Origin of the sequence: Thalassolituus marinus, from assembly GCF_020320395.1 — a bacterium.
In the GTDB taxonomy this organism is placed as follows: Bacteria; Pseudomonadota; Gammaproteobacteria; order Pseudomonadales; family Oceanobacteraceae; genus Venatoribacter; species Venatoribacter marinus.
Window position 1 is genome coordinate 1 of the sequence record NZ_JAEDAH010000046.1, and the last position, 13943, is coordinate 13943.

The 13943-nt window shown below is 53.8% G+C and carries 15 protein-coding genes and 1 other RNA gene; 8 read left to right on the forward strand and 8 right to left on the reverse strand.

Annotated elements, in window-relative coordinates; all coding sequences use genetic code 11:
* Positions 1-65: 65 nt before the first annotated feature.
* Both I9W95_RS09570 and typA read right to left on the reverse strand, forming a co-directional pair.
* Positions 66-824: a substrate-binding periplasmic protein gene (locus tag I9W95_RS09570; RefSeq protein WP_225674252.1), complete on the reverse strand. Its 759-nt coding sequence runs from the start codon at positions 822-824 to the stop codon at positions 66-68.
* A 98-nt stretch (positions 825-922) separates the two neighbouring features.
* Positions 923-2731, reverse strand: a complete 1809-nt coding sequence (gene typA, locus I9W95_RS09575) for a translational GTPase TypA (protein ID WP_225674254.1) — start codon at positions 2729-2731, stop codon at positions 923-925.
* Positions 2732-3260: 529 nt separating this feature from the next.
* On the opposite strand from typA, the gene glnA reads away from it, so the two are divergent.
* The 3 genes from glnA to I9W95_RS09590 all read left to right on the forward strand — a co-directional run bounded on the left by glnA (position 3261) and on the right by I9W95_RS09590 (position 6778).
* On the forward strand, positions 3261-4667 hold the full coding sequence (gene glnA, locus I9W95_RS09580) for a glutamate--ammonia ligase (protein ID WP_225674256.1): 1407 nt from the start codon (positions 3261-3263) through the stop codon (positions 4665-4667).
* Positions 4668-5248: 581 nt separating this feature from the next.
* Entirely contained in the window at positions 5249-6196 is a 948-nt protein-coding gene (locus tag I9W95_RS09585; RefSeq protein WP_225674258.1) for an alpha/beta hydrolase, read from the forward strand.
* 138 nt (positions 6197-6334) lie between these two features.
* Complete coding sequence (locus I9W95_RS09590) at positions 6335-6778, forward strand: ester cyclase (protein WP_225674260.1); 444 nt, start codon at positions 6335-6337, stop codon at positions 6776-6778.
* On the opposite strand, the gene I9W95_RS18590 is transcribed toward I9W95_RS09590, so the two are convergent.
* Positions 6765-7073: a CDGSH iron-sulfur domain-containing protein gene (locus tag I9W95_RS18590; RefSeq protein WP_225674262.1), complete on the reverse strand. Its 309-nt coding sequence runs from the start codon at positions 7071-7073 to the stop codon at positions 6765-6767. The two genes, I9W95_RS09590 and I9W95_RS18590, sit on opposite strands and share 14 nt — an antisense overlap.
* On the reverse strand, positions 7037-7501 hold the full coding sequence (locus I9W95_RS09600; protein WP_225674264.1) for an EVE domain-containing protein: 465 nt from the start codon (positions 7499-7501) through the stop codon (positions 7037-7039). The genes I9W95_RS18590 and I9W95_RS09600 overlap by 37 nt, the downstream gene beginning before the upstream one ends.
* 131 nt (positions 7502-7632) lie before the next feature.
* Here I9W95_RS09600 and I9W95_RS18400 point away from each other — a divergent pair, with 131 nt between their 5' ends.
* On the forward strand, positions 7633-7758 hold the full coding sequence (locus tag I9W95_RS18400; RefSeq protein WP_263866165.1) for a hypothetical protein: 126 nt from the start codon (positions 7633-7635) through the stop codon (positions 7756-7758).
* 19 nt (positions 7759-7777) lie between these two features.
* On the opposite strand, the gene I9W95_RS09605 is transcribed toward I9W95_RS18400, so the two are convergent.
* From I9W95_RS09605 to I9W95_RS09620, 4 genes are all read right to left on the reverse strand, one after another.
* Positions 7778-8380 carry a 5-formyltetrahydrofolate cyclo-ligase gene (locus I9W95_RS09605; RefSeq protein WP_225674267.1) on the reverse strand — a complete coding sequence of 201 codons (603 nt, stop codon included), beginning with the start codon at positions 8378-8380 and terminating at the stop codon, positions 7778-7780.
* Between the two features lie 5 nt (positions 8381-8385).
* Positions 8386-8565: non-coding RNA, 6S RNA (gene ssrS / locus I9W95_RS09610), on the reverse strand.
* Positions 8566-8631: 66 nt separating this feature from the next.
* Positions 8632-8946, reverse strand: coding sequence for a cell division protein ZapA (locus tag I9W95_RS09615; RefSeq protein ID WP_225674270.1), 315 nt, complete (start codon positions 8944-8946; stop codon positions 8632-8634).
* Complete coding sequence (locus I9W95_RS09620; RefSeq protein WP_225674272.1) at positions 8939-9151, reverse strand: TIGR02449 family protein; 213 nt, start codon at positions 9149-9151, stop codon at positions 8939-8941. The genes I9W95_RS09615 and I9W95_RS09620 overlap by 8 nt, the downstream gene beginning before the upstream one ends.
* Positions 9152-9308: 157 nt before the next feature.
* On the opposite strand from I9W95_RS09620, the gene I9W95_RS09625 reads away from it, so the two are divergent.
* The 4 genes from I9W95_RS09625 to I9W95_RS09640 are packed head-to-tail and all read left to right on the forward strand — an operon-like array spanning position 9309 to position 13645.
* The gene (locus I9W95_RS09625) at positions 9309-9863 is read left to right on the forward strand and encodes a UPF0149 family protein (RefSeq protein WP_225674274.1); all 555 of its coding nucleotides are present in this window, start codon (positions 9309-9311) and stop codon (positions 9861-9863) included.
* Positions 9864-9883: 20 nt separating this feature from the next.
* Positions 9884-11197 carry a Xaa-Pro aminopeptidase gene (gene pepP / locus I9W95_RS09630; RefSeq protein WP_225674276.1) on the forward strand — a complete coding sequence of 438 codons (1314 nt, stop codon included), beginning with the start codon at positions 9884-9886 and terminating at the stop codon, positions 11195-11197.
* A 7-nt stretch (positions 11198-11204) separates the two neighbouring features.
* Positions 11205-12446, forward strand: coding sequence for a 2-octaprenyl-6-methoxyphenyl hydroxylase (ubiH, locus tag I9W95_RS09635; protein ID WP_225674279.1), 1242 nt, complete (start codon positions 11205-11207; stop codon positions 12444-12446).
* Positions 12443-13645, forward strand: coding sequence for a UbiH/UbiF/VisC/COQ6 family ubiquinone biosynthesis hydroxylase (locus I9W95_RS09640; protein WP_225674281.1), 1203 nt, complete (start codon positions 12443-12445; stop codon positions 13643-13645). Before ubiH ends, I9W95_RS09640 begins: the two co-directional genes overlap by 4 nt.
* Positions 13646-13943 lie beyond the last annotated feature (298 nt).

The following is a 13943-nucleotide window of genomic DNA, read 5'->3' on the forward strand; positions in this document are numbered from 1 at the left end:
ATCCCACAAAAGTTCAAATGAAAATTTGTGGGACACTAGTGGGCCCTGGCCGGGTTTTTTTATGCTCAGCGGAAAAGGTAGTCGGACAGTAGCTTCTCGTAGCTGTTGATTACCCGGTCATACTCACCACTTTTATGCATATCTTTCATGCCCATATCGAAGGCGTCACGAATGCCTTCTGAATGGAATGCTGCGTAGTGGCGGGTCGGATGAAATAAAGGATGGCTGGTAAAGGCTGCTTTAAGAGTCTGATCACCGGGATTGGCGCGGCGCAGCTTGCTCAGGAAATAGCGGAAGATCATCCGATCGATGATGATGACATCGACTTTGCCGGCAAACAGATCGGCCACCTGTTGTTCCTGCAATGGGTATTCCTTGTACTCAGGGCTCTTGCTCACACTGTCGGCAAAGGGTTCGGGCGCCAGTCGGCGGGCAAAATTAAAGGCTCCAACACGATACTGGCTGAGCTGTGATATGGATGTGAGCTCGATATCGTTCTTACTCAGGGTTATGGCTTCGTTATGGAACACCATCAGCGGGAAAGTGGAGAAATAAGCGTTGGGCGTAACGGTCGGATTCGCCACGCACAGAATATCGACTTCCCGGTTGTTGAAGCGTTTGACCAGGATGGAGACCGAGTCGTATTGAGTGGATAGCTGATATCCCTGCGCTGCCATGATGCGCTTCATCAGCTCGAGCGCGATTCCGCGGTCATTCTGAGGGATGACGTAGGGGGGTTGTGAATTACCGCAGCCGAGCACCAGAGATTCAGCCCACAGGTGGCTGCTGAAAAGAAACAGAGTAAGAGTAACCAATCGGCGCATAGCGAACTCCGGTTTAGGTTTCTACAGCATAGCTGAAACTCAGTCTGCGGAATGACAGGCATAAAAAAAGCTGGCTCATGGCCAGCTTTTTTCTGCACTCAGGACTTCTTCGCGCGTTTACGCTCGTTCTCGGTCAGGAACTTCTTACGCAGACGAATGCTGACCGGTGTTACTTCTACCAGTTCGTCGTCTTCGATGAATTCCAGAGCCTGTTCCAGCGTATGGCGTACGAACGGAGTCAGGGTCAGTGCTTCGTCAGTACCAGAGGCACGAACGTTGGTCAGCTGCTTAGCCTTGGTAGGGTTAACCACCAGGTCGTTATCACGGCTGTGCAGGCCAACGATCATACCTTCGTACACTTCAGTCTGAGGACCGATAAACAGACGACCACGATCCTGCAGAGTGAACAGGGCGTAAGCCAGTGCTTTACCAGGAACCATGGATACCAGAACACCATTGTGGCGGGTAGCGCCCAGAGAGGTCTGGATCGGACCGTAGTGGTCGAATACGTTGGTCAGGATGCCGGAACCTGAAGTCAGGGTCAGGAACAGACCACGGAAACCGATCAGGCCACGCGCAGGAGCGATGAACTCCAGACGTACACGACCTTTGCCGTCCGGAACCATGTTGGTCATTTCGGCACGACGGTTACCCATCTCTTCCATGATAGAGCCCTGATGCTCTTCTTCAACGTCGATCACGACCTGCTCGTATGGTTCCTGCAGCACGCCGTCGACTTCTTTCTGCACAACTTCTGGCTTACCAATCGCCATTTCGAAGCCTTCGCGACGCATGGTTTCGATCAGTACCGACAGGTGCAGTTCACCACGGCCGGAAACTTTGAATTTCTCAGGGCTGTCACCTGGCTCAACACGCAGTGCAACGTTGTGGATCAGTTCCTGATCCAGACGGTCTTTGATGTTGCGCGAGGTTACGAACTTACCTTCTTTACCAGCGAACGGAGAATCGTTCACCTGGAAGGTCATGGATACAGTTGGCTCATCCACGCTCAGTGGTGGCAGTGCTTCAACATTACCAACGGCACACAGAGTGTCAGAGATGTTCAGACCATCAACACCAGAGATACAAACGATGTCACCAGCAGTGGCTTCGGCAACGTCTACGCGGTTCAGACCATGGAAGCCTTTAACCTGCTGAATACGGCCTTTACGTACCTTGCCATCGATGTCGATCAGCTGGATGTCGGTGCCAGGCTTCAGGCGACCACGGGTGATACGGCCAACACCGATAACGCCCACGAAGCTGTCGTAGTCCAGTGCAGAAACCTGCATCTGGAACGGACCATCGATCTCAACCGCTGGCGGCTGAACGTGGTCAACGATCATCTGGAACAGTGGCGACATGTCTTCTGCCATGTCGTCCGGATCGTTACCGGCGATACCGTTCAGAGCGGATGCGTAGATAACCGGGAAGTCGAGCTGCTCTTCAGTAGCGCCCAGACGGTCGAACAGATCGAAGATCTCGTCCATTACCCAGTCAGGGCGAGCACCCGGGCGGTCAATCTTGTTGATAACAACGATTGGACGCAGTCCACGCTCGAACGCCTTTTGCGTAACGAAACGAGTCTGAGGCATTGGGCCATCAACTGCGTCAACCAGCAGACATACGGAGTCCACCATAGACATCACACGCTCAACTTCGCCGCCGAAGTCAGCGTGTCCAGGGGTGTCTACGATGTTGATGCGGTAGTCATTCCATTTGATGGCGGTGTTTTTCGCCAGAATGGTAATACCACGCTCTTTCTCCTGGTCGTTGGAGTCCATTACCCGCTCACCGCCCTGGTTGCGGTCCAGTGTGCCGGACTGCTCAAGCAGTTTGTCGACCAGTGTGGTTTTGCCATGGTCAACGTGCGCGATGATGGCAATGTTTCTTAGGTTATCAATCACAAGAAAGGCCCTGGTGAAAGTATGTAGAAAAAAATGAGGCCGGATTATACCTGAAAAGCGGTCAGAACGTGACCACTAAATTGCGTAAGACGCCCGTAGTTGCAAACTTTCCTCGGCAAAATTGGTTGTAAACAGGGGTGGGTGTGTGACGAGTGGGTTCGGATTTTTGATGGATAAAAAACGATCAGAAACAGTGCATATTGCTCAGTGAATATGCAATGCGCAAAAAACTGACTGAAAGGCGCTGTTTTTGTGCTGAGACCATATACTGGCGGCGCTCAGTGAACCTATAATGTGCGTGCTTGTTCTGACTGGCATATGCGACCGATTGTAAAGACCTAAAATGGTGCATAACTTTCCTGTCGTGTTTCAGAATGGTGCATTTGTGCATTTAAAGGGCCCGAATCCCCCAGATGTTACGCGGGTTGTGGCTTAGTCTTAAATGGCACACTAATTGCTCCAATACCGAGCATGGCAAGCCGGGGATTCACCCCTGTAACTTATTGAACCAGCATCTGGAGACAACACAATGTCAGAGAACACTCTGAATCTGATCAAAGAAAATGATGTGAAGTGGGTTGACCTGCGCTTCACTGACACCAAGGGTAAAGAGCAGCACGTTACTATCCCTGCCTCTTACGTAGAAGAAGAATTCTTCGAAACTGGCCAGATGTTCGATGGTTCTTCTATCTCTGGTTGGAAAGGCATTAACGAATCCGACATGATCCTGATGCCAGACGATTCTACCTGCTTCATGGACCCGTTCACTGAAGACGCTACCCTGGTTCTGCGTTGTGACATCATCGAGCCTTCTACTATGCAGGGCTACGAGCGTGATCCACGTTCCGTTGCTAAGCGCGCTGAAGCATTCCTGCAGTCTACCGGTCTGGGTGACACTGCGTTCTTCGGTCCTGAGCCAGAATTCTTCATGTTCGATGACATTCGCTGGGGTCAGAACATGCAGGGCTGTTTCGTTAAGATCAACTCTGACGAAGGCGCATGGGCAACTGAAGAAGTAATGGAAGGCGGTAACCTGGGTCACCGTCCACGCGTTAAAGGCGGTTACTTCCCGGTACCACCAGTAGACAGCCACCACGACATCCGTGCTGCTATGTGTAACACCATGATGGCTATCGGTCTGGACGTTGAAGTTCACCACCACGAAGTGGCGAACGCTGGTCAGAACGAAATCGGTGTTAAGTTCAACACTCTGGTTAAGAAAGCTGACGAAGTTCAGATGCTGAAATACGTTGTTCACAACGTAGCTGCTGCATACGGCAAAACTGCTACCTTCATGCCTAAGCCAATCGTTGGTGATAACGGTTCTGGTATGCACGTTCACCAGTCTTTCTGGAAAGATGGCGTTAACCAGTTCGCTGGTGACGGCTACGCTGGCCTGTCTGAAACTGCTCTGTTCTACATCGGCGGTATCATCAAGCACGCTAAAGCACTGAACGCGTTCACCAACCCGTCTACTAACTCTTACAAGCGTCTGATCCCAGGCTTCGAAGCTCCGGTAATGCTGGCCTACTCAGCTCGTAACCGTTCTGCTTCTATCCGTATTCCTTACGTTGCGTCTCCTAAAGGCAAACGTATCGAAGCACGTTTCCCTGATCCGATGGCTAACCCATACCTGGCATTCGCAGCGATGCTGATGGCTGGTATCGACGGCGTTAAGAACAAGATCCACCCTGGCGATGCAGCTGACAAAGATCTGTACGATCTGCCAGCTGAAGAAGCTGCGCTGATTCCACAGGTTTGTGGCTCTCTGCGTGAAGCTCTGGACAGCCTGAAAGCTGACAGCGCGTTCCTGACTGAAGGTGGCGTGTTCACTGAAGACATGATCGAAGCTTACATCGACCTGAAAATGGAAGATGTATACCGTGTAGAACACACTACTCACCCAGTAGAGTTCGACATGTACTACTCTCTGTAATCTCCGGATTATCAGATAGCAGTAATAAAAAGGACGCTTCGGCGTCCTTTTTTTGTTCTTATCAGAAACTGCGGGTTCGGTGTGTTCAGAACACAACTCTTAACCGGACCCAGTAGAGTTCGACATGTACTACTCTCTGTAATCTCCCGATTACGTGAGTGGAAAGAGGGTCGCTTCGGCGGCCCTTTTTTATTGTTATCAAAGCTGTTGGGCTCGGTGTGTTCGCGAACACAACTCTTAAACGGACCCAGCAGAGTTTGACATGGTCTACTCTCTGTAATCTTCGGATTATCAGATAGCAGTAATAAAAAGGACGCTTCGGCGTCCTTTTTTTATGCTTGTCAGACGTCAGACGTCTGACGCCGGATGCTGCCTCAAGCCTCAAGCCCCAAGCCCCAAGCCCCAAGCCCCAAGCCCCAAGCCCCAAGCCCCAAGCCCCAAGCCCCAAGCCCCAAGCCCCAAGCCCCAAGCTTCCTCTTGCCTCATACGCCAGACTGAAAATATGCTCTTCCGGCAGGCGGCGGGTGCTTTGTCTGCTACTATATTCTGAGTTTTGTATCGATAACCTCTGCGGAGCATGAATGAACTGGACCCGTAACGGCGTAGTATCCGAGCTGACTCCCATGGACTGGACACTCAGTCAACGAAATGAGGGCGCGCAGTGGCAGGCGTATTGCGAAGATTACGGAACTTCATTTACTGAGGAAGCAAGCGACGGCCATTACGCCGGCTTAATGCAGGCGGCGGGGTACCAGATTGCGGTTCAGGTTTGGCGACGTAAGCAGTCAAAAGGTACAGCCCTTATTGTTCATGGCTACTATGACCACTGCGGTATCTATGGATCACTGATTCGCTTTTGTCTGCAGCAGGGCTGGAATGTCGTTGCGTTCGATTTGCCCGGACACGGCCTGTCCAGTGGCGAGCGAGCGGCTATCAGCAGCTTTCAGGAGTACGACGAGGTATTGAGTCAGGTGCTGCAGCGCACGGAGGAAGCTTTGCCGGGGCCTGTGCACGCTTTTGGCCAGAGTACCGGCGGAGCGATCCTGATTAACTACCTGCTGAAACGTAAGCTCACCACTGCCTTGAGTCCATTTGCTGACGTTAATCTGATGGCGCCTCTGGTGCGTCCGAAAGGCTGGAATACCGGCCGCTTTGTTCATACATTTGCCAGCTTGTTTGTGCGGCGTATCCGACGAAAATTCAATCAGAACTCAGCCGATTCTGATTTCCTGCGCTTTATTGCTGAACAGGACCCTCTGCAGCCACGTCACCTGAGTGTACGCTGGGTTGGTGCTCTGAAGAAGTGGATCAGCTATATCGAAGCACAGCCGGCGTCGGAGCTGGTTGTGAATATCGTTCAGGGCGACGCCGATCAGACAGTCGACTGGGAATACAATATGAAAGCGCTGGAGCGGATGTTTCCGGCGCGACGCCTGCACATTCTTCAGGGTGGGCAGCACCATCTGGTAAATGAATCACCGGCAGTACGTCAGCAGATGTACGATCAGATTCGCGAATGGCTGGCCTGAAGTGACCGCTCAGGACAGGAATGCCCCCTTTGATCTCTTTGTCCTTTATTGTCCTAATTGAAATGTTATGGTCTCCTTACCATTTACGTTTGGTTACATCTTATTGGCAATGCGGCAGGACGCTGCTTGGGGACGCGCATGAGTGTGGATGCAGAAAACAACAAGAAGCTGGTGAGTAATTTCATCGAGCTGACCTGGAATCAGGGACGGTTTCACCTGGCGAAATCGTTGCTGGGGCGTGACTTCACCTACTACGCCAGCATGATCAATGACCCGATGGGGATTGATGCCATGGAAGCCCTGATTCAGCAGATTCGCGGTTGCATGGAAGACTTTTCCATATCAATCGAAGAAATCGTTGTTGAGGGGAATCTGATTGTCACTCAATCGACCTTCTCCGGTACCCTGATCAAGCCGCTGATGGGCTTCCATCCTGTGGATAAGATGGTGGCACTGCACGCAGCTACCTTCTGGAAAGTGCGACACGGCCAGATCGTTGAAGGCAATTCGTTGCTGGATACCGGTGACCTGTTTCAGCAGGTGTATCGCATCGTTAATCCTGGAAAAGCTATCGCCTTCTGACCAGCTGATGCAAACGCTGCTTCAGTTTCAGCCAGTGTTTCCGCAGTAACGGCGGATTATGGCTGCCATCGCAATAGGGGTAGTGTTTGCTACCCCTGCACACGCAAAGCCACAGTGTGGTTTTCCTTTCGAATTGAACTTTTAGCGGTAGCCCGCAGTCTGACGCGGCCCAGGGTGCTGAAGCACAATGCCGGCAACCGCAAAGACTGTTGCTCTGGCCGGGTTCGGTCACTACGACCTGTGGGTAAACTGGTTTGTTCACACGCTGCGTGTCAGTGACATGATGTGCTGCCATTCCTGATCGCTGACCGGTTGTACTGACAGGCGTGAGCGATTCAGCAGTGCCATATCCTGCAGTGCACTATCCGTGCGCATCTGCTTCAGCGTAATGGCAGGATGCAGTGCATTGACTGCTTCGACTTCAATGGTTATCCAGCGCGGATTGTCGGCAGATGACTTCGGGTCGAAGTAGGGGGAAGCAGGATCAAACTGGGATGGATCGGCAATGCCGGTGCGGGTTGCACGGCAAATTCCGACAATCGCCGGCTGTTTGCAGCTGGAATGATAAAAAAATATGAGATCTCCTTGGCATATCTCATCCCGAAGTATGTTACGTGCTTGATAATTGCGCACGCCATCCCATACTGTGCGCCGGTCCGGTGCCGTAGCAAGATGGCTGTAGCTGAAGGTGTCGGGCTCAGATTTCAGTAACCAGTGTTTCATACTTTCCCATTATAAAGTGGTGCGGGATTTGCTGTGTGCCGGGGGCAGTTCAGCAATTAAGCCTACACGGGACAGGTCCCTGATGACAGTTACAAACTCCTGGTAAAGTTTGTCGTGGAGAAATAATAACAATGAAAAAACCAGATATTCTGATTCTGCTGACGGTGGTTGTTCTGCTGGGGGCAGCGGTAACAAGCGCTACCACGGAGCCTTCGCGCCCGGCTTCGTTAATGACGATGGAAAACAGTATCCGCTGATTGTACTCGTGACGCGGGTTCAGCGAATCTGATACAGACGCTTTTCTGTAGCCACGGCGGCGAGTGGAATATCCCAGGGCTCGCATGGAAGTGCAGGCTGTTTCTGCAATTCATACGCCAGCCCAATCAGCGCCGGCCGCGGGCCGGGCTGATGCATAAACGCCAGTGTGCGGTCGTAGAATCCACCGCCCATTCCCAGGCGATTACCCTGTTCATCAAAGGCAACCAGCGGCATACATATCAGGCTGATAAAGCGGGCTGACACCGATTTGCTGTGTCTGAAGTCCGGTTCTGAGATGCCAAAGCGATTGCGGCTCATACGCGTTGTGCGCTGGTAGCGGATAAAACTGAGGTGCCCTTTACGCAGCGGGTGCAGTACTGGCAGAAAGATATGGCGCTGGCGCTGCTGTAAATCTTTGAGCAGCACTGCGGTATCAATCTCGGCATCGTTGGTCAGGTAGACGGCGATGCGTTTTGAGAAAGCGAAGGAGGGAGACTGGCGCAGTGATCGTAACAGGTGGCGGCTTGCCTGCTGGCGAAAGCTGCGCGAAAGCTGATTGCGTTGCTGACGAATGCTGCGACGGATCGCCTGTCGCTCAGTGACTGAGAACGAAGAGTTCATCAGAGGTGCTCCCCACTGTGCCGCTGTCGTAAATAAAGCCCTTGAACCCTGTGGCCCAAGGTGGCAGGCCAGACACTGAATAAGGCTTTCCGTCAGGCGGACATGCGCACATCAGCGAGTGAAACCTTCCATAAAAAAATGCATCGGCTCAGGTCTTTATCGACTGGCAAACACCCCAGGGAGCCGACGCAGTATACCAGAGAAGTACGGGAAATAACGGGGAATTTGTAAGCTGAAAGGTTTACCAGTGCTTACAGTTCGAGCTGCATATCCTGTTCCAATGCGTCATCTATCAGCTCAGTAAGCTGGCTGACACCCTGCAATGCTTCCTGCTGATCGGCTTCCAGCTGACGCAGCTGGTGGGCGATGTTAAGCGCAGCAATAACCGCAATGCGGTCGGTGCCCAGCACTTTGCCGCTGGCACTGCTGGCGTTTTTGATTTCGCTCATTTTCTCATTGAGAAAGCGTGCTGCATCACGCAGATGTTCTTCTGCACCGGGTGGGCAGTTGATGCGGTATTCACGATCGAGAATGATCAGTTCCAGAGTTTTAGGGGAATTAGCCACTGTTACGCTCCAGAGTCTGCAGGCGGGTGATCATTTCGTTTACTTTTCGGCGTGCAATTTCGTTCTGCTGCATCAGCTTGGCGCGTTCAGCCTGCCACTCGGCTTCAGCGGCACGCATGGCGCGATTCTGCTCGCGCAGCGTTTCATGCACGCTTAACAGCTTTTCGATTTTGCGCTGCAGGTTCTGAAGTTCAGGATTTTGCATCACTGTCCCGGAATTAGTGAGAATCGGCTTACTATAAGAGGCGGCTCCGGTGGCGGTCAATGTGCTCTCCGGCCTGACGCATGATTATTCTGTCTGGCGCAGATATTACGCCGTTCAGGGTGTTAGAATGACGCCTTTACGAATGACCGGATCTGATATGACCATCGATTTTAATGACGCTGCTGACCTCTGGGTTGAATGCGGCTGTTTTCAGACGCCGTCTGCACTGCATGGCTGGCTGACAGGTTACCTGGCTGCGGGTGCTCGTCTCACCACTGATATGTGGTTGCAGGAAGCACAGGACTATCTCGAACTTGAAGAGGCGCCGAATGAAAAACTGGCAGCCTTGCTGAAAGATTTCTATGCCGGGGTACTTACGGGTCTGGCCGGTGAGGCAATGGATTTTGTACTGCTTTTGCCTGCCGACGAAGATGCGGATATCGATGAGCAGGTGGATTGTCTGGCGCAGTGGAGCAAGGGCTTCCTCGATGGCTTCGGTGCCTCTGGTCGTATTCAGGGTATGGTGCCGGGTGATGTAATGGAAGTGCTGCAGGATCTGGATGCCTTTTCACAGGCACAGCTGGATGATCCGCAGGACCCGCAAAATGAAATTCTCTATCTGGAGCTGGCGGAACACGCTCGTGTTGCGGCACTGACGGTGTTTTACGCCATGAACCAGCAAGCGGATAAATCCGGTAAGACCCTGCACTGATAAAGACAAAAGAGGCTGCTATGAAACTCGATTCACGGGAATACGCAAAACGTCGTCGTCAGCTGATGGATCTGATGACCCCTGACAGCATTGCGATTATACCATCGGCGCCGACTACCATCCGTAACCGCGACGTTGAGCACCCGTTCCGTCAGGATTCGGATTTTTATTACCTGTCCGGCTTTGCCGAAGAGCATGCGGTGGTGGTGCTGATCCCGGGTCGTGAGCATGGCGAGTACGTTCTCTTCTGTCAGGAAAAAATAAAAGAACAGGAAATCTGGACTGGCCGTCGCGTCGGTCCGGAAGCGGCACCGGAACTCCTCGGCTGTGATGATGCCTTCCCTATCAGTGATATCGACGACATTCTGCCGGGCCTGATTGAAGGTAAGGATCGGGTTTATGCCAGCCTGGGGGTCAGCCCTAACTTCGACAACCAGCTGATGCAGTGGGTTAACCACATCAAGACTCAGGTACGGAATGGTGCTACGCCGCCGCGTGAGTTCAGTGCTCTCGACCATCTGCTGCATGAAATCCGCCTGATTAAATCCGCTGCAGAAGTAAAAGTGATGCAGCGCGCCTGTGATATCAGTGCCGATGCTCATACCCGGGCGATGCAGATGGTGAAACCGGGTATGTACGAGTACGAACTGGAAGCCGAACTGATGCGCACCTTTATGGCTGCCGGTTCGCGCTGGCCGGCGTATCCGTCCATTGTCGGTACTGGCGACAATGCCTGCATCCTGCATTACACCCAGAATACTGACCAGATCAAAGACGGTGACCTGATTCTGATCGACGCCGGCTGCGAACTGGACTATTACGCTTCAGATATCACCCGTACCTTCCCGGCCAACGGCAAGTTCAGCGAAGCTCAGCGTAAGCTGTATCAGCTGGTACTGGATGCCAACTATGCCGCCATCGACGTGGTGAAGCCGGGCAACAACTGGAACGATCCGCACGAAGCGGCGGTGCGTGTGCTGGTGGCTGGTCTGGTGGAATACGGGCTGCTTGAAGGTAGCGAGGAAGAATTAATCGAGTCACAGGCCTATCGTCAGTTTTATATGCACAAAACCGGTCACTGGCTGGGGATGGATGTGCACGATGTGGGTGAATACCGCATTGATGGCGAATGGCGACTGCTGGAAGAAGGCATGGTGATGACCATTGAACCGGGTCTGTATATCGCACCGGATGACGAGAGTGTTGATCCAAAGTGGCGCGGTATTGGTATTCGTATCGAAGACGATGTGGTGGTCACCAAAGATGGCTGCAAAGTTCTGACTTCAGGCGTGGTAAAAGACGTCGATGCGATTGAAGCGCTGATGGCGGGCTGAAAATACGATGACAAGCACAGTGCAACACACCGATATCGCCGTGCTGGGTGCCGGTATGGTGGGAGCCAGTCTGGTTCACCTGCTGCAGCCGGCTCTGAACGAGGGGCTGACGCTGACACTGATTGATCAGAAAGCCCTGAACTGGGATGGTGATATCAGCCAGCGCCCGCCCAGCTTTGATGGCCGCGCTACTGCGCTGTCCTATGGCACGCAGCAAATGCTGGAGCAGCTGGGCATCTGGCCGGCCATCGCCGATCGTGCCTGTGCGATTGAACACATTCAGGTGTCTGATCAGGGTCGATTCGGCCAGGCCCATTTGCATGCTGCGGAACAGAATACCGAAGCGCTGGGCTACATAGTGGAAAACGCCGTGCTGGGTCAGGGCCTGCTCTCGGGGCTGCAGCAGCCGGGCGTGACGATTAATGCACCGACTGAAGTTACCTCGGTACGCATGAATGAGCAGGGCGCTTTGCTGACCTTCGCCGATGGCCAGCAATTACAGGCCAGCTTGCTGGTGATGGCCGATGGCGCGCGCTCGCCATTGGCTGCGCAGCTGGGTATTCAGCATCAGCGTACTTCTTACGGTACGCATGGGCTGGTGACTCAGGTAGAAACCGATAAGCCGCATGGACACTGGGCCTACGAGCGTTTCAGCAATGATGGTCCGATCGCCTTCCTGCCGCTGCAGAAGAATCAGTATGCGGTGGTGTGGACTCTGAATAATGAATTGATTGATGACGTACTGGCCTTGCCGGATGACGAGCTGCTGAGCCGTCTGCAGGCACAGATAGGACACCGTATCGGTCGCCTGCTGCGTTGCGGTGAGCGCGCATCCTATCCGCTGGCGCTGGTCACCAGCCGCGAGCAGGTGCGTCGATCTCTGGTGCTGCTGGGTAACGCGGCACACAGCCTGCACCCGGTGGCGGGTCAGGGTTTCAACCTGGCCATTCGCGATTGTGCGATGCTGGCGGAGTGCCTGAATCAGGCATGGGCTGATGGAACCCCGCTGGGGGAGCTGACGTTGCTGCAGAGCTACGAACAACAGCAGCAGGCTGACCAGCGCAATACCATTCAGGCCAGCGATCTGTTGCCTAAGGTCTTTGCTAGTCAGTCGGCGACGCTGTCGGTGTTGCGCGATATTGGCCTGCTGGCGCTGGCAGCCATGCCTACAGCGCGGCGTTTATTTGCCCGTCATGCCATGGGCCTGGGGCAACGAGCGGCGAAATTGACTCGCGGAGAAACAGTATGAAGTACGACGTAGTGATTGTCGGTGCCGGTCTGGTCGGCCAGGCAGTAGCAGCTTCACTGGCGCAGGCCGATGCTGGTCTGACCATCGCGCTGGTAGACCCGGCGTTCCGTGACAGCGCTCCGGATACGAATACCGATATTCAGTCATTCGACCTGCGCGTATCGGCACTCACAGCCAAGAGTCAGGCCTACCTGAGCCGACTGGGGGCGTGGGAGAAAATTCCAGCGCAGCGTCTTGCGCCCTATCGTCATATGCACGTCTGGGATGCGGAAGGCACCGGCTCAGTAACCTTTAACGCCGCCGAACTGCACGTGCCTGTGCTGGGGCATATTGTTGAAAACCGCCAGACCCTGTGGGCACTGCAGCAGTGTGTGCAGTCACTGAGCAGTATCGATGTGATCAGCCAGCCGGTGCGTTACATAGATAACCGCAGCGCTGATGGCTATACGCCAGTGGCGCTGGGTGATGGGTCTACCCTGCAGGCAAAGCTGGTGGTGGGTGCCGATGGCGCCATGTCGCGTATCCGTCAGTGGGCGGAAGTGCCAACCACCGAATGGGATTATGGCCACCACGCCATCGTGGCGACGGTGCGTTGTGAACAGCCGCTGCAGGAAACTGCCTGGCAGCGTTTCCGTCCGCAGGGTCCGCTGGCTTTCCTGCCCATGCCGCATGATCCGCATCTGGCTTCTATCGTCTGGTCGACTTCTGAGGAAGAAGCAGACGAAGTGCTGGCCATGAGCGATGCTGAATTTAATCAGGCACTCAGCGCTGCATTTGAAGGGCGTCTGGGTCAGATTGTTGAAACTTCCGCTAAGGCGCGCTTCCCGTTGCGTCAGCGGCATGCCCGCGCCTACTGGTGCGAAGGCGTGGTGTTAGCTGGTGATGCTGCTCATACCATTCATCCACTCGCAGGACAGGGCGTGAATCTGGGGTTCAAAGATGCTGAGACCCTGGCAGAGGAAATTATTCGGGCACAGAGCAAAGGTCTGGATATTGGCAGTGCACTGGTGCTGGGCCGTTACCAGCGTCGTCGTCAGGCCGACAACCTCAGTACCATGGCGGTGATGGAAGGCTTTAAGCAACTGTTTGGCAGCGATCAGCCAGTGCTGCGCTGGTTGCGTAACGAAGGTATGCGGCTGTTCGACCGCCTGCTGCCGGTAAAACAGCATGTGGTAATGAAAGCCATGGGGCTGGATTGAACCGTAGTACATTCCTTCTGTCGTTTTTACTGAAGCAGTTTTCTATAAACGACTTTTAAGTCCTCAACACCCAATGCCTCCCAGGGGAACTTATCCCCTGGCCGGCAGGGCCGACCCCAGCTTTTCGCTTCTGGAGCGTGAGACTCCGGGCATCCATGCCCTTCGCCCTACGGGCCAGCCTACGGCTGTTCAATTTTGATCCCGTCAAAATTGTCCTCATTCTCTCGATTTTTCAGGCCACGCGCCCATGCGACATCCCTGTCGCCGTCCGCTCGCCGGGCATCCATGCCCGGCGGAC